Annotated in this window: 20 protein-coding genes and 1 pseudogene; 6 read left to right on the plus strand and 15 right to left on the minus strand. The window is 71.3% G+C overall.

Annotated features, from left to right (window positions below; all coding sequences use genetic code 11):
- Window positions 1-452: 452 nt before the first annotated feature.
- Window positions 453-599, minus strand: coding sequence for a hypothetical protein (locus tag DFJ66_RS43215; RefSeq protein ID WP_170200006.1), 147 nt, complete (start codon window positions 597-599; stop codon window positions 453-455).
- Window positions 600-696: 97 nt separating this feature from the next.
- On the opposite strand from DFJ66_RS43215, the gene DFJ66_RS39945 reads away from it, so the two are divergent.
- The 3 genes from DFJ66_RS39945 (at window position 697) to DFJ66_RS42375 (ending at window position 5,413) form a co-directional block, all read left to right on the plus strand.
- Window positions 697-1,476, plus strand: a complete 780-nt coding sequence (locus DFJ66_RS39945; protein WP_147459519.1) for a nucleotidyl cyclase domain-containing protein — start codon at window positions 697-699, stop codon at window positions 1,474-1,476.
- Window positions 1,477-1,851: 375 nt separating this feature from the next.
- Window positions 1,852-4,833 carry a tetratricopeptide repeat protein gene (locus DFJ66_RS39950; protein ID WP_121229708.1) on the plus strand — a complete coding sequence of 994 codons (2,982 nt, stop codon included), beginning with the start codon at window positions 1,852-1,854 and terminating at the stop codon, window positions 4,831-4,833.
- Window positions 4,805-5,413, plus strand: coding sequence for a hypothetical protein (locus tag DFJ66_RS42375; RefSeq protein ID WP_147459520.1), 609 nt, complete (start codon window positions 4,805-4,807; stop codon window positions 5,411-5,413). The genes DFJ66_RS39950 and DFJ66_RS42375 overlap by 29 nt, the downstream gene beginning before the upstream one ends.
- On the opposite strand, the gene DFJ66_RS39955 is transcribed toward DFJ66_RS42375, so the two are convergent.
- Genes DFJ66_RS39955 through DFJ66_RS39975 form a run of 5 tightly spaced genes read right to left on the minus strand, consistent with a single transcriptional unit; the run spans window position 5,404 to window position 8,084 of the window.
- The gene (locus DFJ66_RS39955) at window positions 5,404-5,859 is read right to left on the minus strand and encodes an SUKH-4 family immunity protein (protein WP_121229711.1); all 456 of its coding nucleotides are present in this window, start codon (window positions 5,857-5,859) and stop codon (window positions 5,404-5,406) included. The two genes, DFJ66_RS42375 and DFJ66_RS39955, sit on opposite strands and share 10 nt — an antisense overlap.
- Window positions 5,856-6,608, minus strand: coding sequence for a nucleic acid/nucleotide deaminase domain-containing protein (locus DFJ66_RS39960; RefSeq protein WP_121229713.1), 753 nt, complete (start codon window positions 6,606-6,608; stop codon window positions 5,856-5,858). The genes DFJ66_RS39955 and DFJ66_RS39960 overlap by 4 nt, the downstream gene beginning before the upstream one ends.
- A gap of 9 nt (window positions 6,609-6,617) precedes the next feature.
- Window positions 6,618-7,316: a WXG100 family type VII secretion target gene (locus DFJ66_RS39965; protein ID WP_121229715.1), complete on the minus strand. Its 699-nt coding sequence runs from the start codon at window positions 7,314-7,316 to the stop codon at window positions 6,618-6,620.
- Complete coding sequence (locus DFJ66_RS39970) at window positions 7,309-7,638, minus strand: type VII secretion target (protein ID WP_342777004.1); 330 nt, start codon at window positions 7,636-7,638, stop codon at window positions 7,309-7,311. The genes DFJ66_RS39965 and DFJ66_RS39970 overlap by 8 nt, the downstream gene beginning before the upstream one ends.
- On the minus strand, window positions 7,635-8,084 hold the full coding sequence (locus DFJ66_RS39975) for a YbaB/EbfC family nucleoid-associated protein (protein WP_121229719.1): 450 nt from the start codon (window positions 8,082-8,084) through the stop codon (window positions 7,635-7,637). Before DFJ66_RS39975 ends, DFJ66_RS39970 begins: the two co-directional genes overlap by 4 nt.
- Before the next feature lie 275 nt (window positions 8,085-8,359).
- Here DFJ66_RS39975 and DFJ66_RS39980 point away from each other — a divergent pair, with 275 nt between their 5' ends.
- The 3 genes from DFJ66_RS39980 to DFJ66_RS39990 all read left to right on the plus strand — a co-directional run bounded on the left by DFJ66_RS39980 (window position 8,360) and on the right by DFJ66_RS39990 (window position 12,353).
- A complete protein-coding gene (locus DFJ66_RS39980) occupies window positions 8,360-8,848 on the plus strand; it encodes a cellulose binding domain-containing protein (RefSeq protein ID WP_170200008.1) in 489 nt (162 codons plus the stop codon).
- A gap of 244 nt (window positions 8,849-9,092) precedes the next feature.
- Window positions 9,093-10,226, plus strand: coding sequence for an SGNH/GDSL hydrolase family protein (locus tag DFJ66_RS39985; RefSeq protein WP_121232424.1), 1,134 nt, complete (start codon window positions 9,093-9,095; stop codon window positions 10,224-10,226).
- Window positions 10,227-10,376: 150 nt separating this feature from the next.
- Window positions 10,377-12,353: an alpha-glucuronidase gene (locus tag DFJ66_RS39990; protein WP_121229723.1), complete on the plus strand. Its 1,977-nt coding sequence runs from the start codon at window positions 10,377-10,379 to the stop codon at window positions 12,351-12,353.
- Between the two features lie 154 nt (window positions 12,354-12,507).
- Here DFJ66_RS39990 and DFJ66_RS45240 read toward each other — a convergent pair.
- From DFJ66_RS45240 to DFJ66_RS40035, 9 genes and pseudogenes are all read right to left on the minus strand, one after another.
- A pseudogene (locus tag DFJ66_RS45240) lies at window positions 12,508-13,320 on the minus strand (transposase); the annotation flags it as partial.
- 78 nt (window positions 13,321-13,398) lie between these two features.
- On the minus strand, window positions 13,399-14,091 hold the full coding sequence (locus DFJ66_RS40000; protein ID WP_121229725.1) for a DUF624 domain-containing protein: 693 nt from the start codon (window positions 14,089-14,091) through the stop codon (window positions 13,399-13,401).
- A gap of 1 nt (window position 14,092) precedes the next feature.
- On the minus strand, window positions 14,093-15,625 hold the full coding sequence (locus DFJ66_RS40005; RefSeq protein ID WP_121229727.1) for a GH39 family glycosyl hydrolase: 1,533 nt from the start codon (window positions 15,623-15,625) through the stop codon (window positions 14,093-14,095).
- Between the two features lie 62 nt (window positions 15,626-15,687).
- Window positions 15,688-17,316 (minus strand): ABC transporter substrate-binding protein, encoded by a 1,629-nt coding sequence (locus DFJ66_RS40010; protein ID WP_121229729.1) that lies wholly within the window; start codon window positions 17,314-17,316, stop codon window positions 15,688-15,690.
- Between the two features lie 52 nt (window positions 17,317-17,368).
- A complete protein-coding gene (locus DFJ66_RS40015; RefSeq protein ID WP_246030111.1) occupies window positions 17,369-18,292 on the minus strand; it encodes a carbohydrate ABC transporter permease in 924 nt (307 codons plus the stop codon).
- The gene (locus tag DFJ66_RS40020; RefSeq protein ID WP_121229731.1) at window positions 18,289-19,275 is read right to left on the minus strand and encodes an ABC transporter permease; all 987 of its coding nucleotides are present in this window, start codon (window positions 19,273-19,275) and stop codon (window positions 18,289-18,291) included. The genes DFJ66_RS40015 and DFJ66_RS40020 overlap by 4 nt, the downstream gene beginning before the upstream one ends.
- Window positions 19,272-21,704, minus strand: coding sequence for a beta-xylosidase/alpha-l-arabinosidase (locus DFJ66_RS40025; RefSeq protein ID WP_425471105.1), 2,433 nt, complete (start codon window positions 21,702-21,704; stop codon window positions 19,272-19,274). The genes DFJ66_RS40020 and DFJ66_RS40025 overlap by 4 nt, the downstream gene beginning before the upstream one ends.
- A gap of 392 nt (window positions 21,705-22,096) precedes the next feature.
- Window positions 22,097-23,545 carry a hypothetical protein gene (locus DFJ66_RS40030; RefSeq protein ID WP_121229736.1) on the minus strand — a complete coding sequence of 483 codons (1,449 nt, stop codon included), beginning with the start codon at window positions 23,543-23,545 and terminating at the stop codon, window positions 22,097-22,099.
- Window positions 23,546-23,637: 92 nt separating this feature from the next.
- A complete protein-coding gene (locus DFJ66_RS40035) occupies window positions 23,638-24,825 on the minus strand; it encodes an alpha/beta hydrolase (protein ID WP_246030112.1) in 1,188 nt (395 codons plus the stop codon).
- Between the last annotated feature and the right edge of the window lie 66 nt (window positions 24,826-24,891).

A 24,891-nucleotide genomic window follows, 5' to 3' on the forward strand; every position in this document is an offset into this window, starting at 1 on the left:
CGCACCCCCATGTGTCGATATCAGGTGGTTGCCCCGAGATCGCCCGCGTCTTTCCGCGAAAGGTGACCGGCGCCCCTGGCGGCCACGCTCGGAAACGGTGTCATCCCGGTCTTCGGTCACTCCCCAGTGAAGAAAGCGGTGCACCGAGAGCGACCGTATCAGCACCGGCGGGCCCGGCGCCACGAACCGGGCAGGGCGAAGGCTTTCACTCGTCCGCACCAGGCGAATGACGCGGTCGCCGACGTTTCGCGCGTAGCTTCAACCATTCGGCCTACCGTGTTGGTATGATCGGTCCGCCGGCGCCCGGTCGCCGGCTCGCCCCGGCTTCGAGTGATCCTCGAACGTCTTGTAATAGGAGCGGGGGAAATTATTGGAATGGGTCCATTCGGTTTGCCGAATGGAGGTCCGGCGTCGGAAACTTCATCGCCGCTGGTCGCGCGGCGGGGTCTGCACTAGTCGACGAGTCCGCCGAGGATGCCCGTGCGGGCTGTGGCGTAGACGCAGGTGCGGCCGCGAGCCGTTGCCCGAAGATCCATGGCACGGGCAGCGCGGTGATCCGCAGTTGTGGCGTCCGCTGCGATCTCGAGCTTCTGCGTCATGTGACGCACTGTGGCCGGCCGTTCCCCGATACAACTTGTCCGCAGCGACGGGGCGAGGTCGATGGGCAGGGGTCGCATGGGCGGTGTGGGGTCGGCGGTGCACAGGACGATCATCGTGGTGGACGTCGAGGGGTTCGGGAACAGGCTTCGGACCAATGAGCACCAGGTCAACGTCCGCGCCGGGTTGTACCGGGCGGTTCGGCGGGCATTCGACACCGCGGGCGTGCCTTGGGGAAGCTGTCACCGCGAGGACCGCGGCGACGGGGTCTTCATCCTGGCTCCCGCCGAGACCGCGAAGGCGCACTTCGTGGTCACCCTGCCGCACGCCCTGGCCGAGGAGTTGCGCGAACACAACGCCACCCACCGGCCCGAGGAACGAATCCGGGTGCGGATGGCGTTGCACGCCGGCGAGGTCACCTACGACCAGCACGGCGTCACCGCCGCGTCGATCAACCTCGCGTTCCGGCTGCTGGACGCCCGCCCCTTGAAGGCCGCCCTCGCCGAGTCGCCGGGCGTGCTCGCCCTGATCACTTCCGAGTGGTTCCACGACGAAGTCGTCCGGCACAGCGAGGATGCCGCGCCCGCGACGTACCGGCCGGTGCGGGTGGCGGTGAAGGAGACCTCCGCGGTGGCCTGGATCTGCCTGCCGGACCACCCTTACCCACCCGATGCCGCTCAGCAGGCGGAACCCGTCCAGGAACACCGGATCGAGTCGGTGCCCCCGCAGCCGCCCGCGGTGCAGCACGTCACGGCAGCCGGTCAGGGCTCCATCGCCTCCGGGGCGATGTTCGGCAACGTCAACCACTACCACCACGCCGGCAGACAGGTACCCCTCGCACCAGGCGACCCAGCCGACACCGCTGGAGCGCCGCAGTGACCGGGACGGATGACGGGAACCCGCCGCCCGCGTCATTCCACCAGGAAGTGCGGGCAGAAGGTGGCTACGCCTACGGTGCGCTCGGCGCGGACATCCACATCTTCGGTGACGGAACCCCGCTGTACCTCCTCTTCGAGCACCGCCGGACGACCAGCCGGGACCCGCGTTGGCTGCGGGCGCAGCCGAGCCGGTTGCTCGACGCCCGCGCGGAGGTCGTCGACTTCACCGGCCGCGACACGGACCTGGCGGACCTGGTCGCCTGGCGACGCCCGTCCGCGGTTCGCGGTCCGGTGGCTGCACGGGGAAGGCGGCCAGGGCAAGACCCGCCTCGCCGCGAGACTCGCGGCCGACGCCCAGCGGGTCGGGTGGAAGGTCGTGGACGCCGCACACCGCACCGACACCCACCCTCCCGCGGCAGGGAGCCAGGACCTGCGGTTGGACGGGCACGCCGGAGTGCTGCTCCTGGTCGACTACGCCGACCGGTGGCCCCTGTCGGACCTGAGTTGGCTGTTCCAGAACCGGCTGCTGCACCAGGCCGTCCCGGCACGAGTGCTCCTGCCGGCCCGATCCGCCAACGGGTGGCCGGCGGTCCAGGCGAAGCTGCACAAGCTCCAGCGGGACGTCGACACCTCCGCCCGGAAGCTGCCCCCGCTACCCGATGTCGGCGGGCACCGCGAACACATGTTCACCACGGCACGGGACTGCTTCGCCCGCCACTACCCGGAGGTCACCCGGCCCGATGCCCTGGCGCCGCCCGGACCGCTGCACCACCCGGACTTCGGACTGACCCTGGCAGTGCAGATGGCCGCGCTGGTCGCCCTGGACGCACAGGCGCACGGCCGCACCGCCCCCGCCGACATGGTCGGGCTGACCACCTACCTGGTGAACCGCGAACACGAGAACTGGCGGCAGCTCTACGAGAACGGCGACGCCGGCCTCGACTTCCGCACCTCCGACAGCGTGATGGCGCGCACCGTGTTCACCGCGATCCTCACCGGCGCCACGCACACCCAGGCGGCCCGGACCGTCCTCGACGCGGTCATGCCGGACGAGTCCGCCGAGCAGCTCCTCGCCGACCACGCCCTCTGCTATCCCCCCACAGACCCCGGCCGGGCCAACGTCCTGGAACCGTTGTTGCCCGACCGGCTCGCCGAAGACTTCCTCGCCCTGCTCACCCCCGGCCACGACATCGACTCCTACGAGCCGGACCCCTGGGCCACGGCCGTGCCCGGCAGGTTGCTCCTCGACTTCACCGCGCTGGTGGACACCGCGGTCGAGGGCCTCGGCGCCGCACTGGCTCCCGGCCGCGAGGCCACCACCGATCTCGACGGCCGGCCGGCGAACGGGTCCGCCCGGACGACCGTCGACAGCACCGGAACGCACCTGGGCGTCGCGGACCGCGCGGTGACCTTCCTCGCCTCGGCCGCCGGGCGGTGGCCGCACGTCGGCACGGAAGTGCTGTACCCGTTGCTCAGGGTGCAGCCACACGTGGCGGTCGCGGCCGGCAGTCGTGCGCTGACCGCTGTCGCCGACATCGACGACGTTCCCCTGGAGGTGCTCGGCGCGGTGGAGCAAGCGCTGCCCGACGGCCGCAACGTCAACCTGGACGTCGGCGCCGCACAGGTCTTCAGCGCTCTCGCCCATCGCTTGTTCCCCCTCGTCGACGACCCCGTCGACCTGGCGGCCATGCACCAGGAACTCAGCGGACGCCTCGCCGCCGCCGGTCGACTCGACGAGGCCCTGGAGCACTCGCGGAGTGCCGTCGCCATCCGCGAGGAGTTGGCTGCCGCAGACCGCGTCGCGCACCTCCCAGGGCTGGCGCGCGCGCTCGTCGACCACGCGATCACCCTGTCCGAGCTCGGGCGCTTCGCCGAGGCTCTGTCCCACGCCGAGCGGGCCGTGGCGGCTTTCGAGTGGCTGGTGGAGAACAGCCCCGGCGCATGGCTCCCCGACCTGGCCAACGCCGTCACCAACCACGCGTTGCGGCTGGTCGAGGCTGGACGGCGGGCCGAAGGGCTGGAGGTGTCCCGGCGTGCGGTCGCGATGTACGAGCAACTGCACGAAATCGATCCCGCGGAGTACCGGGCCCCGTTGGCCAACGCACGGGCCAATCACGCCAGCCGGCTCGGCCGGGCCGGATTCCGAGCCGAGGCGATCGCCTTGTCCGAGCGTGCCCTGGAGATCCGTGAGGCGCTCGCCGCAGCCGACAGGGACGCCTACCTGCCCGGGTTGGCGATATCGGTGCACAACCACGCCGTTCGACTGGCCGAGGACGGCCGGGAGGCCGAGGCGCTGGCCCACAGCGAACGCGCGGTGGCGCTGCGCGAGGAGCTGGTGGCGGCCAACCGGCCGGCGCACCTGGCCGGCCTCGCCACGGCGGTGACCAACCACGCTCAGCGGCTGGCGGAGAACGACCGCCACGACGAAGCCCTGGCCTGCTCGGAGCGCGCCCTGCGCCTGCTGGAGGAGCTGTGCGCGGACGCCCCGACCACGCACCTGCCCAAGTGGGCGGCGGCGATGCACAACCACGCGGCACTCCTCGACCGGGTCGGCCGCCAAGACCAGGCCCTGGCCTTGTCGGAGCAGGCGGTCCGGCTGCGCGAACGGGTGGCCGCCGACGCCGAAGGCCCAGCCCACCAGCGCTTGCTGTCCGAGGCGCTGTACAAACACGCCCTGCGGTTGGGCAAGGCGGGCCGGCCCGCCGCGGCCGCGACGTTCTCGCAGCGCGCCCTCGCCCTGCGGGAAGACCTGACCGACCCCCGTGACCCCGCGCAGCAGCGGGAGACGGCGACGTGGCTGCACAACCACGCGGTGTGGCTGGCCGAGTCGGGCCGGAGCGCCGAATCGTTCACCGCGTCCGAGCGCGCGGTCGCGCTGCGGGCGGACTTGGCAGCCGCCACGGCCGATGCCGACCTCGCGGAATCGCTGACCAACCACGCCATCCGCTTGACCGAACGCGGCAGGCACGGCGAAGCAGCGGTCGAATCGGAACGCGCCGTGCGCATCTTCGAGGAACTGGCGGCGGCGGACCCCACCGCTCACTCCGCCGGGCTGGCGCGGGCGCTGACCAACCACGGCAACCGGTTGGCGACCGCCGGACGACATGACGAAGCGTTGACCTGTGCCGAGCGCGCTCGCGAGGTGTTCGAGGCATTGGTGGCCACCGATCGACCGACGTACCTGGGGGAGTTGGCGGTCGCCGTCCACAACCAGGTGGCGCGACTCCTGGAGGTCGGCCGACCCGCCGACGCCCACGACCCGTCACAGAGGTCGGTGGAGCTGTGCGAGGAGCTGGCCGCCGCGAACGCCGTTGCGCACCTGCCCTTCCTTGCGCGCGGCCTGCGCACGTTCGCGTGAAATCGGCGTCGATTCTTCCCTGATCAGGCTGTTCGAGCGCGCATTCGGCAGTCTGCACGGTCGAGACGCACTCCTCGACACAGAGGACTTCGTGATGCGGGTGATGTACAGAAAGAGCATGCGGAGAGCCCTTGAAGACCTGCTCGTGGTGGCACGTGACGCAGTCGGCACGCCTGGTGCTCGCTACTACGACTGCGGCGTCATGCTCTGCCGTGTTCTCGTATGCGCTGCGATAACACGCGAAGACTCGTCGACGCCGACCGGTGCCCCGCAAGGATCGGACCGCGTAGCGCGCTACCGCGCGGAATTGGTACGCGCCTGCGAAGTTCTCGTAGCATTCATCACTCATCCGAACCACGCTTTGTGGCGGGACCCCGGGCAGCGGGCTCTGGATCGCCGACTGGACGACCTGGCCGCGTACCTGGCCACCTGGAGGGCCGCCGGCGCGAATCTCGACGACGATTTCCTCGGGCAGGTGGAAGGCGTCACACGTGCTGCGGGAGTGCTGGATCGGGTGGTCTCCGGTCATCCCCCGCCCAACGCGGCCCCGACCCGGAACGCGATCACCGATCAGACGTAGACGCCGCTCTTGATGTCGTCCACCACGGCCTGCCAGAACGAGTAGGGATCGGCGAGGGTCTCGGCGTCGATGGCGCGCAGCAGGGCGTGCACCTGGTCGCCCGCGTTGGCGTTGGTGCCGTAGCGCGCCTTGGACAACGGCTTCGCGCCCTCGACCGCCGCGAGGCTGTCGGCGAACGCGGCCACCGAGGCGTTGAGCGGGTCCATCTCGTCCGACCACGGGGGAGCGGTGAACACCGAGCCCTCCGCGCGGTGGACCACCACCGGGATCTCGTCGAGGTTCCAGAACCCGAGCACGGCGTAGTCGGGGTCGCGGTCCCACGCGGTGATCGTGGGGGCGGCGCGGAAGGACACGGCGTCCGTGTCGGGCAGGCCCGTGCTGGTCAGCGTCGCCCTCGCCGCCGGGTTGTCGATCACGGCGACCTGGTGCTCGGTGTAGCGGGTCATGACGTTCCCGGGCGCTTTCTCGTGAAGAGGTCGTTGACGGCGTCGGCCAGGGACTGCCGCGACGAGTCCTGCTCCGACCGCGGCTGCCACGGCCAGGAGTACTGGATCTCCGAGCCGGGCGGGAGGTACTGGTCCAACATGTCCTGGCACCGGTTGCCGGTCGGGCACGGGGAGAACTCGACGTAGAGCCGCACGTCGCGCAGCTCCGCCCGGAGATCGACCTGGTCGGGCCGGATCCCCTGCTGTTCGGCGATCTTCTGCCGCATCTGCTTGAGGATGTCCCCTTCAGCGTGCTTGGTCGCGTCCGCCCGGCCGTCCACCTGGTAGGTGTTGTTCTGGCTGTCTCTGAAGGTGGCTCCACCGTAGAGGTTGTCGCGGTTACCATCGCGGAGCCGTGCCGCCTGCGCAAGTTGGCTTTCCGGTGTCTGGCCGTAGGCGACCTGCCGGTAGTGCGCCGGCATCGGGCCGTCGGGGTCGCGGCGCGGACTGCGCGCCGGCTTCGGCACCTCCGGGTCGCGCTGCCGCGACGCACGGCGTCTCCCGGCGCGGGGCATGCCCCTGTCCGCCGCCTTGCCCGTCTCGGTCTGGCCGTCCTTCACGTCCTTGGCCGGCGCCGGTCGCCCGGCCGGGCCGTCTGAGCGGCGGGTCGGACCGTCCGACGGCGGGTCGGGGCCGTCGCCGCCGCCCCCTCCGCGCCGGTGCAGGGCCAGTCGCGCGATGAGCAGGAGAAGTGCTGACAGTCGCTTCACGGCCCCCGCCTACCCGAGCAGCTTCTTGAGGTTGGTCAGGCTGGTGATCAGGGCGGTGGTGTAGACGAGGATGCGCCCGGCCCACTTGACCACCGCCGCCGCGATCTGGGACGCGATCACCGGGATGGTCACGACGAAGATCGCCTCCGCCACCCACACGATCACCCTGGCCACGAGGTCGGCGATCAGGTCGCGGACGATCTCGCGGGTCAGCTCGACCAGGCCGCCTGCCCCCTCGGTGGCCGACGCCATCGCCGCCGACACCGCCGCCAGACCGCCGATCGCGTCGACGTTGTTGCCCATGAGCTGCCGGTAGGCGTCCGCGGCGGGGCCGTGCCAGTCGGGCAGGTCGTCGTCCAGCGCGGCTTTCAGGTCGGCGGACATGGCGGCCAGCTCGGCGGCCATGGCGGTCCAGGTGGACGCGTGCGAGGCGACCACGTCCGGTTTGCCGGTGAGCTCGTCGAGGACCTGCCGCAGCGGCTCGAAGTACTCCATCGCCCAGCCGAGCCCGTTGGCCAGCAACGCGCTGACCGGGTCCATCACGGTCGCCGCCACCTCGACGCCGAGGGCGGCGCCCGCCAGCGCGTCGTCGACCCAGCCCTCGCTCTTGATGGCGTCGACCAGGCCCTCGATGCTGTCGGCGAGACCGGACCCGGTCCACACCTCGCGGGTGGACCGGACCGGGGCGATCAGCGTCGGGTCATCCATCGCCCGTCCCGCTTCCGGCCGCGGTGATGGAGCGGGCGTTCGACTCCTCCACCTCGGTGTACTCGTCCGCGGTGGCGCCCAGTTCCTCCACGACCAGGGCGAGGTTCTCCTCGACCTGCGCGATCAGCTCGTCCTGCCGCGTGTGCCGGCCCTCCAGGACCGCGGCGATCCACCCGCACAGCAGCCCGTAGGCCTGGTCGTCCTGGGCGATGTGCGCGCTGGCGGTCTTCACCGCGTCGAACCGCGCCCGGATCGCCTCGACGTTGCGGGCGTGGGCGCGGATCTGCTCGAGGTCGACGACGTACCCGTCCCCCATGCTCATCTCTCCCGCAAGTAGGAGTGGCTGTCGAAGCCCTCGTCGTCGTCGTGGTGCACCGGCCGGTGCGGTGCGGGGCCGCCGCGCAGGTGCTGTCCGACGCTCTCGGCGATCGCCCGGCCGGCGGCGGACCGCGTGCCGATCGTGTCGGCGATGATCTCCTGGGACCGGTCGGCCATCCTGGCCCGCGCGTCGCCGAGCGTGGCCATGATCGCCTGGGCGACGGCGGTGGGCGGCACGCGCTGGATCCGGTCGGTCAACCGCAGGTCGACCAGGGTTCCGGTGGAGTCGATCGTGACCTCGGCCAGGCCGTTCGGGTCGCTCGCGGTGACCCGCACCGCCTGCATGCGTTCGCTCATCGCTTCGGTGTCGGCGGCGAGCTGGTCGATCCGACCCTTCCACGCGGCCAACCGCTCGCGCGCGCCGTCCGGGTCGAGGATGCGTTCGTCCATGCGGCCTCCCCTGCCGATGCACTGGCGACAACGCAGCTTCGACCACACACTGTACTCGGATGATCACCGGCAGGTGGGTGCTTCGCCACCGGTTCCGCCTCGGCGGCGGCTGCCGCTTCGCCGAGACCGGGCGGACACCAGGGAGGGTGCGCTGGGTCGTGCGTTCCAGTGCGTCGTCCGTTGACGATGTCGGGGCCCCACCTTGATCCTGAGCGGGACCCCAGTCGCCTCGGATGCGCCGCCGGGCATCCACCACCGGAGGAAGGCCTCCCGACATGAACACCTCCGCTCGTCCGAGACGCCAGTCGACAGCGGTCGGCCTCGTGCTGACGCTGTCGGCGGCTCTCGCCGGCTCGCTCGTCGTCGCCGGCCAGTCCGGCGCCACGGCGCAACCCGCCCCGACGAACACCTCCTCGGTCACCCACCCGACGGACTACCCGCCGTCCAGCACCACGACGACACCGACCGGTCGGTGCACCGCCGTCTACCGCCTGATCAGCACGTGGCCGGGCGGGCTGCTCGGCGAGGTCGTCGTCACGGCCGGCACGCCGATCACCACGTGGAACGTCCAGTGGACGCTCGCCCCCGAGCAGGTGGTCACCAACCTCTGGGGCGGCGTCGCCTACGACCTCGGCCGGACGGCGAACGTGCGCAACGCCGACTGGAACGGCGTGCTCGCACCGCAGGACACCGCGACCATCGGCTTCACCGTGTCCGGCAGCCCGCACCCGTCCACGCCGATCGTCAGCTGCACCGCGTCCTGACGCGCCGGCAGTCGGGCCTTGTCGTCGCGCGGCCTCGTGTCGAGGACATAGACATCGGCGACCACTTCGGAGGTGGTGGTCGCCGGTGGCCGCGAGCGGGCCCTACCGTCGTGAAGTGTCAACACGTCACGCGAGCACGGGAGGTCGGCCCGCCTTGAGTTCATCCCCGAGTCGCAGCGCGTCACCCGCCGGCCGTTGGGTCCACACGTGGGTGTCCGCGCCGCAGCCCACCGAGCCGGACAACATGCCGCCCGTGCCGTTCACCCGCGGCGGACTGGTGCTCGCCGACGCCACGCTGCGGCAGACCGTGCGCGTCACGATCGGCGGCGACCGGCTGCGGCTGCGGTTCTCCAACGCGTTCGGCGGCGCGGTGCTGCCGATCACCGCCGTGACCGTGGCCCGGCCCCTCGGGAACCGGGCCGGGGTGGGCGCGGTGGAGCCGGGATCGGTCCAGCCGGTCACCTTCCACGGTCGCGCGGGCGTCGTCGTGCCGGTCGGCGCGCAGGTCGTGTCGGACGCCCTGGACTTCCCGGTCGAGCCGGAGGCGAACCTGACCGTGACGGTGTTCCTGGCGCAGGGGCAGGCATCCGGCCTGATCACCTCGCACCCGGGCTCGCGGACCACGTCCCACCTGGTGGCGGGTGACCACACCCAGGCCGAGGACCTGCCCGGCGCGAGCACCACCGACCACTGGTACTTCCTCAGCGGTGTCGAGGTGTGGTGCGACGGGGGCGGCTCGGCGGTGGTCGTGCTGGGCGATTCCCTGACCGACGGGCGGGGTTCCACCACCAACGGCAACGACCGCTGGCCCGACCGCCTCTCGGCCCGCCTGCGGGCGGGCGCGACGACCTCCTCCGTCGCCGTGCTGAACCAGGGGACGGGCGGGAACCGCGTGCTCGACGACGGGATCGGGCCGAGCGCGCTGGCCCGGTTCGACCGGGACGTGGTGGCGCAGAGCGGGGTGCGGTGGCTGGTGCTGTTCGAGGGCGTCAACGACATCGGCACCGCGGAGGCCTCGGCCGTGGCGCAGAAGCAGCTCGCGGACGACCTCTGCGCCGGCTACGAGCAGATCGTGGTGCGGGCGCACGCGCACGGGATCAAGGTGTACGGGGCGACTCTGGCGCCGCTGGGCGGCAGCCAGGCCTACGACGACCCGGCCGGTCACCGGGAGGCGGCGCGGCAGGCCGTCAACGCGTGGATCCGCGACGCCGGCGTGTTCGACGCGGTGCTCGACTTCGACGCGGTGGCGCGGGATCCGGAGGAACCGCGCCGACTGCTCGCCGCTTACGACGAGGGCGACCACCTGCACCTGACCCCGGCGGGCTACCGGGCGCTCGCCGACGCCGTGCCGCTGGAGCTGTTCACCGCGACCGGGTGAGACGCCGGCAAACCGTTGCCACGCAAAAGTTTCGCAGCTGTCCACACTCGTGAACGTCGACAGTGGACGGCCGCTTTCCCTTGCCGGGGAACCCGAAGGCGGCCTAGGTTCGGTGAGGTCAGTCGATCCCGCACCGGGAGGAACCCGCACATGGTCGGCGTGCACCCCGCTTGGCTCCCCGCCTCCGCGTTCCGGTCGATCGGCGCGCGCCGGGTCCGCGTCGTCGGGGACGGTCCGGTCGTCGCCACGGTCCGCGGCGAGGTCGAGACGGCGGTGGCCGGGCACGGTGGCGCGCTGGTCGACGACGGGCCGGTGGACCTGGAGCTGGTGTGCGCGCCCGACGACGGCGAGGCCGACCCCGAGGCGTTCGTGGTGGGACGGGCCGGCTCCACCACGGTGGTCCGGGCGATCGACGGCGTCGGCCTGCTCTACGGCTTCCACCACGTGGTGCGGCTGGGCGAGGCGGCGTTCACCGGTGCGGCGGAGGACCGGCGGCACGCGCCGCGCCTGCCGGTGCGGATGCTGGACCACTGGGACAACGTCGACGTGCACCCCGTGATGGGCCAGGTCGAACGCGGGTACGCGGGTGGTTCGATCTTCTACGCCGACGGCGCGGTCCGGGCCGACCTGTCCCGGGCACGGGCCTACGCGCGGCTGCTGGGGTCGATCGGGGTCAACCGGGTCTGCCTGAACAACGTCAACGTGCACCGCACGGAGGCCCGGCTGCTGACCGACCTGCTGCCCGACGTGGCGCGCCTGGCCGAGGTGTTCCGCCCGCACGGGATCAGGGTGCACCTGTCGGTGAGCTTCGCCGCGCCGATGACCCTAGGCGGCCTGCCCACGGCCGATCCCCTCGACCCGGCGGTGCGGGACTGGTGGGCGCGCACGTCCGCCGAGGTGTACGCGGCGATCCCCGATTTCGGCGGGTACGTCGTCAAGGCCGACTCGGAAGGCAGCCCGGGTCCGTTCGCCTACGGCCGCGACCACGCGGAGGGAGCGAACGCGCTGGCCCGTGCGCTGGCCCCGTTCGGCGGCACGGTGTTCTGGCGCGCGTTCGTCTACAACCACCGCCAGGACTGGCGCGACCGCAAGACCGACCGTGCGCGCGCGGCCCACGACCACTTCGCGCCGTTGGACGGCTCGTTCGACGCCAACGTGGTGGTGCAGGTGAAGTCCGGTCCGGTGGACTTCCAGGTGCGCGAACCGCTCTCGCCGGTGATCGCGGCCATGCCGCGCACCCGGCTCGCCGTGGAGTTCCAGGTCACCCAGGAGTACACCGGCCAGCAGAAGCACGTGTGCCACCTCGTGCCCCAATGGCACGAGGTGCTGGGCTTCCAACCGTGGGGCGAGGAGGGGCCCACGGTCGCGGACATCGCCGGCGGCCGGGCAGGCGCACCGGCGGGCGGCGTGGTGGCGGTGTCGAACGTCGGCGACGACCCGTTCTGGACCGGCCACCCGTTGGCGCAGGCCAACCTGTTCGGCTTCGGACGCCTGGCCTGGGACGACCGGCTCACGCCGGAGGCCGTGCTGGACGAGTGGATCGGCCTGACCTTCCCGGGCGACCCGGCCGTCCGCGAGGCGCTGCACGACATCATGGACGGCTCGTGGCTGACCTACGAGCGGTACACGGCGCCGCTGGGCGTCGGCTGGATGGTGAACCCGGCCGGCCACTACGGGCCCAGCGTGGACGGCTACGAGTACTCGCCGTGGGGCACCTACCACTTCGCCGACCGCGACGGCGTCGGCGTGGACCGCACGCGGTCCACCGGCACCGGCTTCACCGGCCAGTTCCCGGCGCCGTGGCGTGACGTGTACGAGTCGGTCGAGACGTGCCCGGACGAGCTGCTGCTGTTCTTCCACCACGTGCCGTACGACCACGTCCTGCACTCGGGGAAGACGGTGGTGCAGCACATCTACGACAGCCACTTCGCCGGGTGCGAGGAGGTGTCCCGGATGGTCGAGACGTGGGCGCGACTGGAGGGCCGGGTGCCGCCGGAGGTCTTCGAGCGGGTCACGGCGTTGCTGCAGGAGCAGACCCGGTGTGCGGCGGAGTGGCGGGATCAGGTGAACACGTACTTCTGGCGCAAGTCGGGGGTGCCGGACGCGCGGGGGCGGACGATCCACTAGGGCCTGTGTCGAAGTCCGATGCGCCTGCCTGAGTTGGGGATCGTGGGCGGCGGTGTACGGGCCGTTCCGGCGCTGGCAGCGGTCCGGAGCCTGGCGGCGGGTGCTGATCACACTGCGGGCCTTGGCCGACGCGACCCCGAGACCTACAAACAACGCACGCCGTGGGATGCGGCATCAGACGGCGTGGAGGGTCAGACCTGCGCAGGGCCTTTGGAATGCGGCGCAGCTTCGTGCAGATGGCCTGGGCGACGGAGGCGAGGGTGACGTGACGGTGCTAGCCGAGCCAGGAGCGGCCTTCGAAGTGGTCCAGGCCGAGTCCGTCTTTGAGGTCGCGGTAGTCGTGTTCGATGCGCCGGCGGATCTTGGCGATCCTGACCATGTTGCGCAGTCGGATGTCGGTGGGCAGGGTCGAGAGCCAGTAGTCGGTGGGTTCGGGTTGGCCGGTGGGCCATTCGGCCGGCAGCCGGCACTCGGGCAGGCTGCCGTCGGCGGCGCGCGGGATGTTGCGGTTGGCCGGGCGCACCCGCAGCGCCAGGAAGCGCGAGCGCATGGTCGCGTTCGGGTTGCCCGCGCTCTTGCGGGAGCCGTGGCGCCAGACCACGAATCGCCCCGCCGAACGTCCGGCCTCGGTGATCAGGGTCTTGGCGGTGACGGGCTTGTCCGGGTAGGTCGTCTTCGTCGGTGGACGGCCGGTGTTCGTCACGACCTCTACCTGGGACCATGTCGAGGTCCGGCGGCGGTCGGCGGTGTGGGCGGCGGGGTTCGTCGATCCGGACGCGTTGGCGAACTGCTGCAACTGCTGGTGATCCACACCGAGACGCTCGGCCATGGGCTGCATCGACTTGCGCCTGCCGTCCAACAACAACCCACGCAGGTACAGCTCACCCTTCCCGCGCTGGTCACGCCGGCCGAACCCGCCGAACACCGCCGCGGCGAACCCCTCGATCACCGGCCGCACCCCGGCCATCTCCTCCGGCGTGACCACCGCAGAAGATCACACCGCCCACACATCCCATCACTCGACTTAACAAAGCCCTACTAGCGGCTATGCGGTGAACCTTTCGGTGGCGTCGCGCAGTACCGGGTCGGCGTTGCGCAGGAGCAGGAGGGTGAAGGGTGCGGCCAGGACGGCGAGGATCCAGTCCGCGGTGAGGGTGACCAGGCCGCCGGTCGCGATGAGCAGTGACAGCGCGCCGAGTGCGCTTGCCGGGCGGGCGGCCAGGTAGTAAGAGGCCAGGCGTGCGGTGTCGCGGGTGCGCAGGGCGAGGGTGGAGGACAGCACCAGTGCCTGGGTCGACCACACCAGCAGCGCCGCCGCGATGACGACGAGCACCACGCCGTACCCCGCGGGCACGGCGGCCAGGTCCAGGTTGGACAGGCTGAAGCCGATCACGGTGAGCACCGCCAGTGTGGGCAGCCACCAGCGCAGCACGTCGAGCCAGTTGAGCCGGTAGCCGCGGCGGAAGTGGGTGGCGGGGGAGAGGTCCCGGTCGTGGAGGAAGACCCGCCAGGCGTAGACGGCGGCCGACAGCGCCGGGGCCACCGGGGCGAAGCACAGGCCGATCAGGGGTGCGTTGCCGGGGCCGCGGTCCAGGAACACCAGTGCGAGGAAGCCCGGCGCTGTCGTCAGCACGATCAGGGCGTCGATGACGACGAACCAGTACACGACGGACGCGACGCGGGACAGGATGCCCGTGCCGATCTCGGCGGCGGGGTCGGTTCGGCGTTCGGCGGGCATGTCACGGCCTCTCGTGCGGTGCTGCGAGTCGGTCGTCGGACGCGCCCAGCAGTCGCCGGTCGTCCAGGCCCTCGTGGTGCTCGGGGTGGACGGGGACCAGTTCGACGAACGTGACCTCGTGGCGGGCGAGCGTGAGGTCCAGGTCCACGCGCCCGGCCACGACGGGGGCCTGCCGGTGTTCCAGCGCGGGGCGGGCGCAGTCGCGCAGGACGTCGAGCGCGCGCGGCGAGGGGGAGCGGGGACGGCCCAGTTCGCGCCACGCGCCGAACGCGTTGCCGTCGTGCTCGTTCACCCGTTCCCGGCGGACGAACGCGCGCGGCCCGGTCAGCGGGACCGACAGCCGCACCTCGTGCCGCTCGGGCGCGTCCGGTCCGTCGGTGCCGCCCACCGGCTGCCAGGCCAGCACGGTCACCCGGCCGTCATCGGTCGCGCACACCAGGTGGTCCCGGCCGCGTGCCAGCACGGTCGTGCCCATGCGGGCCATGAACGCGTAGAGGTGGTAGGTCGGCTTGGGCACCTGCCGGTGGGTGAGCAGGCCGAAACCGCCGTGGAACCACGAGGTCGGCACGTTCTCCTCCTCGAAGACGTCGCAGAACGTCCAGTAGGAGTACGAGTCGACCAGTTCCGTGCCGCCGGTGAGCACCGGGGCCAGGTAGGCGGCGTGGTAGGCGGTGTCGTGGATCGGGTTGTCGGGCCGGTAGGAGCTGTTGTACTCGGTGATGTGCACCGGCAGGTCGGCCAGCGCGGTGCCCGCGAGGTGCTTGCGCGGCGCGGCGAACTGGTCCAGCAGCGCCTCGGGCGCGTCGAGCGTCTGGTAGGTGCCGAAGGGGACGTGTTGTGCGGGTCCCGAGGTGTAGGCGTGCCGGCTGACGAAGTCGATCGGCACGTCGTGGCGGGTGACGAACTCGGCGAACGGCGCCCACCACTCGTCCGAGCCGGGCGAGATCGCCGGGCCGCCCACCCGGAGCCCGGCGTCGACGTCCTTGACGGTCCGCGCGGTGAGCTCGTACAGCCGGAAGTAGGCCTGCTGGTCGGCGTCCTTCCAGAACCCGGGCAGGTTCGGCTCGTTCCACACCTCGATGGGCCAGGTGCGCACCTCGGCCGCGCCGTAGCGCTCGACGAGGTGGCGGACGACGGCGCGGACCAGCGCGGCCCACTCGTCCGGGTCGGTCGGCGGGGTGATGTTGCCCTTCCACCAGAACACGGTGTCCTCGCCCGAGGCCAGCGCGGTCGGCATGAACCCCAGTTCCACGAACGGCCGGACGCCCAGCTCCAGGAACCGGTCGAAGACCTGGTCCACGTAGGTGAACGAGTACCGGGTCACGCCGTCGCCGGACACGCGGTGCACGCCCATGTCGTCGGACAGCAGACCGTGGCCGCGGATGTACCGGAAGCCGATGTCGCGCTGCACCTTCGCCAGGGACTCCTGGTAGTCGGCGCGCAGCGCGAGGTTCATCCGGCCGGTACCGACGCAGTGGCGCCACGACTCGGACAGGCGGCCGATCGGCTCGCCGGGGACGGTAACGCGACTCAAAAACCCTCCAAGGCCGTGGTGTCCGGCCGCCGCCCGCGTGGGCGGCGGCCGTCGAGCACCGGTCAGCCGTTCTTCTCCTTGTAGCGCTTCTGCGCGCCGTTGACCAGGGCGACGAGGTCGTTGGAGCCCTTGGCCTCCACTTCCTTGACGTAGGCGTCCCAAGTGGACAGAGGGCGTTGGCCCAGGATGAACTGCAACGTCGACTGCGTGACCAGGTCCTTGAGCGAGCTCTCCATCAGGGCGGCGCGCTCGCGTTCCTCCTCGTTCAGCGGCGCGGGCGGCGGCAACGCCTCGACCTTCTTCTCGGCCATCGCCTTCTGCCAGGCCACCTCCTCCTCGGTGAACACCGACTGCACCAGCTCGGTGGCGCCGCCGTAGGAGAAGACACCGCCGTGGAAACCGAAGTCGCGCTGGAGGTTCTTCGGCGCGCCGACGTTGAGGCCGCCGAAGGCCACGTCGGGCTTGAGCGTCCGCTTGCCCGCCGCGTCCTTGTCGTAGGTCGTGCCCCGCACGCCCCACTTGGTGAACTCCTGCGCCTCGTCGGAGTACCAGAGCCAGTCGATGAACTGCATCGTCGCCACGAACTTGTCGCTCTGGGCGGCCTTCGCCGACACCATCAGGCCGTTCTCCAGGCGCGTGCCGCGGATGACGTCACCCTTGGGACCGGCGGGCAGCGGGATCTTCGCGACGGTCGCGCCGGGGATCTTCGCGATGTTCGGCCGGTAGTCGTTGACGATGTTCTGCGCGTTGCTGCTGATCGCGAACGACTTGCCGGCGGCGAACTTCTGGATGGCCGCGTCGTCCTTCTGCGTGAAGCTCTCCGGGTCCATCAGGCCCTCGTCGACGAGCTTGTGGAAGTACTCGACGAGCTGCTTGTACTCCGGGGTCGTGCCGGCGAACTCGTACTTCTGCGCGGAGGAGTTCCAGATCGTGTTCTTGACGTAGCCCCACCCGGCCTGCGCGCCGAACGTCTGGCCGGTGTAGTTGAGGATCGACTTGGCTTCGAAGCGGTCCGACAGCGGGTAGCTGTCCGGGTTCGCGGCCTTGATCGCCTTGAGGACGGTGTAGACCTCGTCCCAGGTCTTCGGCGTCGACAGGTTCAGGCGCTTGAGCTCGTCGGTGCGGAAGGCCAGCGAGTACTCCGGCAGGACCTTCTCGTGCATGCCGGGCAGCAGGTAGAACTTGCCGTCCTCCTGGCGCAGGGTGTTCAGCTCCGGCTGGAGCTTCCACCGCTCGACCTTGTCCTTGAAGTGCGGCATCAGGTCGAGGTAGTCGCTGACCGGCAGGATCGCGCCGGAGGCGACGAACTGCTCCTCCTGGCCCGGGTAGGTCTTGGAGATGATCGTCGGCGCGTCGCCGGAGCTGATCAGCAGGCCGCGCTTCTGCTCGTAGTCGCTGTAGGGCACGACCGTCGGCTTGATCGTGACGTTGGTCCGCTGGGTGATCTCCTTCCACAGCAGCCAGTCGTCCTTGATCGGGTAGTGCGCCTGGTCGAGGTAGAGCAGGCTGACGTCGAGCGGCTCGGTCGCCTTGAACTGCGTGCCCGCCTTGTAGTCGGCCATCGACGCCGTCTTCTTGCCGTCGAGGTTGACACCACCCGCGTCCGGGTCCTCCTCGCTGCACGCGGCCAAGCTGACCACGAGGCTGCCGGCGACGGCAGTCAGAAGCGTCCGCTTCCATTTGGTTCGCATCGTGCTGTCTCCTCGGGTGGTGTGACGCCGTCGTCGACGCCCAGCGCGTGCGCTACTGCTTGACCGCGCCGAGCATCACGCCCGACACGAAGTAGCGCTGGATGAACGGGTAGACGACGACGATGGGCAGCACGGTCAGCACCATCGTCACCGCCTTGATGTTGGCGGAGATGGCCACCGCGTTGGACTCGACCGCGCCGACCGACGTCGCCGAGGTGGCGCCGGCGATCATGTTGCGCAGGTACACGGTGACCGGGAACAGGTCCGCGCGGTCGAGGTAGAGGAACGCCGGGAACCACGAGTTCCAGTTCGCCACCGCGTAGAACAGGACCATCGTGGCCAGCACGGCCTTCGACAGCGGCAGCACGATCCGCAGCAGGATGCCGTAGGTGCTCAGGCCGTCGATCGCGGCGGCCTCCTCCAGCTCCGCGGGCAGGCTCTCGAAGAACGCCTTCATGACCAGCAGGTTGAACACGCTGATCGCGTTGGGCAGCACGACCGCCCACATCGTGTTGGTCAGGCCGAGGCCGTTGACCAGCACGTAGTTGGGGATCAGGCCGCCGTTGAAGAACATCGTGAACACCGCGACGCCGATCAGCAGGCCGCGGCCCTTGAGCCGGTGCTTGGACAGCACGTACGCGTAGATCGTGGTGAGCACGATCGAGATGGCGGTCGCGGTCACGGTGTAGACGACGGTGTTGAGGTAGCTGTTCCAGAACGCCGGGTCGGCCGCGACGAGCTCGTAGGTGTCGAGGTTGAACCCGCGCGGCACCAGGTTGACCTGGCCCGTGCGGATGTAGAGCTCGCTGCTGAACGACTGGGCCACGATGGTGACGAGCGGGTACAGCGTCACCGCGGCCACGCAGAGCAGCACGACCGTGTTGACGACGCGGAAGACGCGGTAGCCGCGGGAGTCGTCCAGCGGGGTGCGGGTGGCCGCGGGCTTCTTGTCGTCGTGCTTGAGGGCTTTGGTCACCACAGGCTCGTCCCCACCACTCGGCGCGAGATCGCGTTGGCGGACAGCACCAGCGTCAGGCCGATGACCGACTCGAACAGGCCGATCGCGGCGGCGTAGCTGAAGTTGTTGGACACCAACCCGACCCGGTAGAGGTAGGTCGACACGACGTCCGCGGTGGGGTAGGTCAGCGGGTTGTAGAGCAGCAGGACCTTCTCGAAGCCGACCGCCAGGAACGTGCCGGTGTTGAGGATCAGCAACGTGACCATCGTCGGGCGGATGCCCGGCAGCGTCACGTGCCAGGTCTGCTGCCACCGGTTCGCGCCGTCGATCCGCGCGGCCTCGTAGAGCTGCGCGTCGATCGTGGTCAGCGCGGCCAGGTAGAGGATCGTGCCCCAGCCGACGGTCTGCCACACCTCGGAGGAGACGTAGATCGTGCGGAACCAGCCCGGCTCCTGGATGAACGGGACCGCGTCGCCGCCGAAGGCGCGGACGACCTGGTTGACCGTGCCCTCCAGCGACACCAGCTGCATGACCATGCCGGCCACGATCACGATGGACAGGAAGTGCGGCAGGTACGACACCGTCTGCACGAACCGCTTGAAGTAGCGGGAGCGCACCTCGTTGAGCAGCAGCGCGAGCACGATCGGCAGCGGGAAGGTGACCACCAGCGTCAGCGCGCCCAGCGCCATCGTGTTGCCGAAGACCTCCCAGAAGTTCGGGTCCTTGATGAACAGCTTGACGTACCGCAGGCCCACCCACGTCTCGCCGTAGATGCTCCCGCCGGGCACGAACTTGCGGAACGCGATGACGTTGCCGAGCATCGGCGCGTACCGGAAGACCAGGAAGAACAGCAGCGGGAGGACCGCGAGCGAGTAGAGCTGCCAGTCGCGCTTGAACGCCTTGCGCCACGTGGTCCGGTACCGGGGAGCTTTCGGCTTCCCCGGTGGTTTTCCGGGGTCCGGCGGGGCCGTGGTCGCCGGTTCGCGGGTCTGGGTGGTCACGCCCGCCGCACCTCCTCGTGGGTGACCGACACGGCGGTGAGCCAACGGCGCGTGTGGTCCACTTCGCGCAGCGGGCCGTCCAGCCGCAGGTCCACCGCTTCGTGCACGTCCGCGCTCGACCGGGACACGCGCAGCTGCACCGCGCCCGGCTCCACCACGCGCCTGCCGTCCCGACCGGTGAACGAGGTGACGTCGGCCGGCACGCGGAAGGTGACGCGGGCCGACGCGCCGCCGGCCAACTCCACCCGCGCGTAGCCGACGAGCCGCACGACCGGGCGGGTCACCTGGGCGACGGGGTCGTGCAGGTACAGCTGCACCACGTCCGCGCCGGGGCGCGTGCCGGGGTTGCGCACGTCCAGTTCCAGCTCGACCTCGCCGTCGGTGGTCCACGGGCGGTCGCCCGACACCACGCGCACGGGCGACCAGGTGAACGTGTCGTAGCCCAGGCCGTGGCCGAACGGGAACACGTGCGTCGGGTCCACGTTGGACACTTCGGAGCGCCGCCCGAGCGGTGCGGACAGGTAGGTGCCCGGCTGGCCGGCGGGGTCGCGCGGGATGCCCAGCGGCAGCCGTCCCGAGGGCGACACCGCGCCGGTCAGCACGTCCGCCAACGCCCGGCCGCCGAGCTGCCCCGGGAAGAAGGCCTGCACGACCGCCGCCGCGCCGTCGACCAGGTCGCCGATCGCGTACGGCCGTCCGGTGATCAGCAGCAGCACGACCGGCGTGCCGGTGGCGAGGACGGCGCGGACCAGGTCCGCCTGGGCGCCGGGCAGCCGCAGGTCGGTCGCGTCGCACCCCTCGCCCGACGTGCCGCGCCCGAAGAGCCCCGCCAGGTCGCCGACCGCGACGACGCACACGTCAGCGTCCCGTGCCACCGCCACCGCGGCGGCGATGCCGTCGTGCGCGCCGGCGTCGGGGTCCCCGTCTGTGTCGGGCTTGGGGGAGACCTCGCAGCCCTTCGCGTGGGTCACCGCGCCCCCGCCCGCGTCGGCCACCGCGTCGCGCAACGCGGAGAGCACGGTCGGGATCTCCAGCCCCAGCCCGGCCTCCGGGTGGTGCACGCCGATGTGCGCGGGGAACGAGTAGCAGCCCAGCATCGCCATCGGGTCGTCCGCGAGGGGGCCGACCACGGCCAGCCGAATGCCCGGCCGCAGCGGCAGGACGCCGTCGTTGGCCAACAGCACTGCGGATTCCCGCGCCAGGCGCAGCGCGACGTCCCGCGCCTCCGGCGAGTCGAGCCGGAGCTCGTCCACGTCCTCCGGCAGGGGCGACCAGTCCGGGTCCAGCAGCCCCAGTTCCACCTTCTGGCGCAGCACCCGGCGCAGCGCCCGGTCGATCAGCCCCTCGTCCACGTCGCCGCGTCGGACCGCTTCGCGCAGCGGCACGCCGTAGCAGCGCACGGTCGGCAGCTCGACGTCCACGCCGGCGGCCAGGGCCAGCGCGGCGGCGTCGGCTTCGTCCTCGGCCACCCCGTGCAGGGTTTCCAGGAACTTGACGGCGAAGTAGTCGGCGACCACCGTGCCGGTGAAACCCCAGGTGTCGCGCAGCAGGGTGGTGAGCAGCCCGGCGTCGGCCGCGGACGGCAGCCCGTCGATCTCGGTGTAGGACTGCATGACCGACCGCACGCCGCCGTCGCGCACTGCCATCTCGAACGGCGGCAGGACCACGTCGGCGAACTCGCGCGGGCCGATGGCCACCGGGGCGAGGTTGCGCCCGGCGCGGGAGGCCGAGTAGCCGGCGAAGTGCTTGAGCGTGGCGACGACACCGGACCGCTCCAGGCCGCGCACGTACGCCGTGCCGACCGTGCCGACGAGGTACGGGTCCTCGCCGATGGTCTCCTCGGTGCGGCCCCAGCGGTAGTCGCGCGTGACGTCCAGGACCGGCGCCAGCCCCTGGTGCACGCCGGCCGCCCGCATCGAGCGGCCGATCAGCCCCGCCATCTCGGCCACCAGGTCCGGGTCGAACGAGGCGCCCCACGAAGGCGGCGCGGGGTAGGCGGTGGCGCGCCAGGCGGCGAACCCGGTCAGGCACTCCTCGTGCACCAGCGCCGGGATGCCGAACCGGTTGGCGTCGACCACCTGCCGCTGCGACGCGGCCAACGACCGGGCGCCGGCCACCGGGTCGACGGGGCGGGTGCCGTACGGGCGGGTGAGCTGACCGAGCCCGGACGCGATGACCTCCGCCCACTCCCCGGGGTCGCCGGCCAGGTCGTGCTGATGCGGTGCGACGCCTTCCCCGGACGGCTCCGCCCCGACCCAGACGCCGACGAGCTGGGCGAGCTTCTCGTCCAACGTCATCGCGTCGACGAGCGCGTCGACCCGCTGCGCGACGGGCAGGGTGACGTCCCGCCAGACCGCGCCGGCCCGGCCGGCGGCTGTCGAACCGGTACCGCCCCCGGGCGCCACCGCGACGTCCGTCGTCCTGTTCACCATCGACCAGGTACCCCCGCTCACGTCCTCGTGAAGACCGAAACTATCGAATCACTTTCCGACAGGTCGATCCGGTGGGGAGACCGTAGGAGGATCTCAGGAAGACGTCAACATCCGTGCCGTTTCGGTGTCTTCGCAGTTCACAGGTATGAACCGGGGCGGACGGAAACGCCCCCTGATTCACACGAAGAGCCGTCACGCCAGCGACCGGAAAGGTCGAACTTTGCGCTCTTCGGCCGAAACTTTAGAGCTCAGCAGAAGTGCGGCGAAGTCGCACGTCGACGACGGCAACCCCGCCGTAGTGTCCGGAATGGACAGTGGCCCGGCGGGCGGAAACCGGTCGTGCCGCACCGGCCGCCGGGTGCCCCCTGGACACCCGGCGGCCGCTCCCGTCACACCGCGGTCGCGGTGACCGTGGTGGTCATGGTGTAGTTGCCGGTCCGGTCGAACGTCACCGTGACCGACTGCTGCCCGTCGTCCAGCAGGCCGGCGTGGGTGAACAGGAGGACCCGGAAGCCGACGACGTCGTCGGGGTCGAGGCCCGCGAAGATGTCCTCCAGCACGTTGCCCTCCTCCAGGATCGCCTCGCGCACCTTCCGCGCGATCCGCTCGCCCAGCGCGGCCTGGTCGTCCGGGCTCAGGCCGGCGCCGCCGACGCCCAGGGTCGGGATCAGCTCGTCCAGCGCCCGTTGGACCTCGGCGTCGAACGCCCGGTGACCGGCCTCGGCCGGGTCGTCGGCGACCAGGTCCTGCTCCAGCAGCACCGACACGCAGCCGAGGACCCCGGAGATCCCGCCGACCAGCGAGTCCCGCAGCCCCGCCGGGAACGGGATCAGGTCCAGCACCGGCGTGAACCGGCCGACCGCGTCCGGGATCGGCACCACCTGCCCCGCGACCACCGGCCCGGGGCCGAGGTTGCCGTGGCTGCCCTGGTGGGTCAGCACCGCGGCCGTGCCGCGCAGCCGCAGGTCCGGTCCGAGCGACACCGTGCTCCCGTCGATGGTGAACACCGCGTTCCACAGGTAAGGCCGATCCCCGATCCCGGTGGGCGTCACGCAGGTGAGCTTGTCCAGGTCCAGCGCGACCCGCCGACGCCGGGTGAAGTCGGGCGGCACCGTCGCCGTCGCCGAGCCGCGCACGGTCCAGTCGCCCGGCACGCCCTCGTCGAACCGCTTGCTGAACGGCTGCGACGGGTCGGCCACCAGGCTCGCCTCGGTGAACACCAGCACGTCGCTGCCGATGGGGTCGTCGGGGTTGAGCACGAGCCCGGAGTTGGCGAGGATCGTGGCCCGCACGCGAGCCGAGATCCGCTCCGTGATCGCCGCCTTGACCTCCTCGCTGATGGTGAACGGGGTGGTGCCCGGGTTGGCCGGGTCGATGACGATCCCGGCGATCACCTTGCGCAGCTCGGCGGTGAACTGCTCGACCAGCGTGTCGTAGCCGGCCAGGACGGAGGCGTCGCTGAGGCCGTCCTCCTCGTTGAGCACGTAGACCATGCCCACGACGCCGGACGCGCCGCCGACGACCAGCTGCCCGAGGTCGCCGGGCAGGGGGATGGGGCGCAGGGTGGTGGCGAACCGGCCGACGGAGTCGGGCACCGGCTTGGTCTCGCCGTCGCGGATCGGCGCGATGTTGCCGTGCCGGCTCGCGGTCCGGCGGACGATCGGGTCGCCGCGCAGCACCAGCTTCCCGTCGGCGCGCGCCACGACCCGCATGGTCGTGCCGTCGACCTGGAACGGCACGGTCAGCAGGTACGGCTCGGCCGCGCCGAGGCCGCCGTTGCGGGTGGCGGTCACGGAGGACACGTCGAGCACGACGGGCAGGTTCGGGATGGACGCCATGATCGGCTCCTTTCGCTCGGGACGAGTGGAGCGACAGCGTGCGGCGACCGGGTGCGGCGGGGCGTGGAGTTCTCGTGGAGCTGGGGTGGGGATCAGGCCGGGCCGGTGCCCAGGAACCGCTCGACCTCGGCCAGGAACACCGGCCACGCGGGCTCGTCGGCGGTCAGCACGTGGTTGCGGCTGGGCAGGAACCGCAGTTCGCCGCCCGGGACGAGCGCCGCCAGCTCCTGGGCCTGCGAGCACGGGACGCGCAGGTCGCCGCGCGAGTGCAGGATCAGCGTCGGGCACGCCACGCGCGGGGCGAGCGCGGACACGTCGATGCGCGCGAACGCGTCCAGGAACCGCACCACGTTCGCGGTCGACGTCGTCGCGCGCTGGAGGTCGTTGAAGGCGTCCCACGTCTCGCGCGTGCCGTCGGGCAGGAACTGCGAGGCGAACACCTGGCGGAAGGTCGGGTCGTCGCGGCGCCACCCGATCCGACCCAGCTGGAGGTCCAGCTCGGCCTCCTCGCGCTCCTCCGGCGTCCGCGCCCGCGCCAGGCGCCCCCGGCAGTACGCGCCCACGAGCACCAGCCGGGACACGCGCTCGGGGTGCCGGACCGCGTAGGCGATCGCGACCGCCCCGCCCTGCGAGACGCCCAGCAGCGGGAACCGGTCCAGGCCGGCCGCGTCCACCACGGCCTCCAGGTCGTCCACCCAGGCGTCGAAGCCGAGGTCGGCGACCTCCCAGTCCGACAGGCCGCAGCCGCGCTCGTCGTAGCGGACCAGCCGATGCCTTCGGGAGAGCCCGTCGAGCCAGTGCGACCAGATCGGGCTCGCCCACTCCAGGTCCAGGTGGGTGAGCCAGTTCGCGGCCTTCACCAGCGGCGGACCGGCACCCGAGGTCGCGAACGCCACCCGCACGCCGCCCGAGGACATGCAGTACCGGATGTGCTGGGTCCGGTCGACGGGTCCGTCCCCGCCGGGTTCGGCGACCTCGGCGACGAACCGGTAGCCCACGCCGTGCACCGTGGCGACGACGCGCTGGCTGTTCCCGTCGTCGCCCACGGCGCGCCGCAGGCTCTTGACCCGACTGGTCAGCGCGGAGTCGCTGACGAACCGGTCGCCCCACACGGCGTCGAGCAGCTCGGTCTTGGCCACCACCCGGTCGCGGTGCTCGATCAGGTGCACCAGCAGCGTGAACACCTGCGGTTCGAGGTGCACCCGGTCACCACCGCGCCGCAGCTCGAACCGGCGAGGGTCCACCAGGCAGTCCCCGAACCGGTACACCGTCCGCTCCACCGGAGATTCGTCCGAACGCTCGTGCTACCCGGTTGTCGCCCGCGACCGGCCGGGCGTTTCGGCGAG

It is taken from the genome of Saccharothrix variisporea (assembly GCF_003634995.1).
Lineage (GTDB): Bacteria > Actinomycetota > Actinomycetes > Mycobacteriales > Pseudonocardiaceae > Actinosynnema > Actinosynnema variisporeum.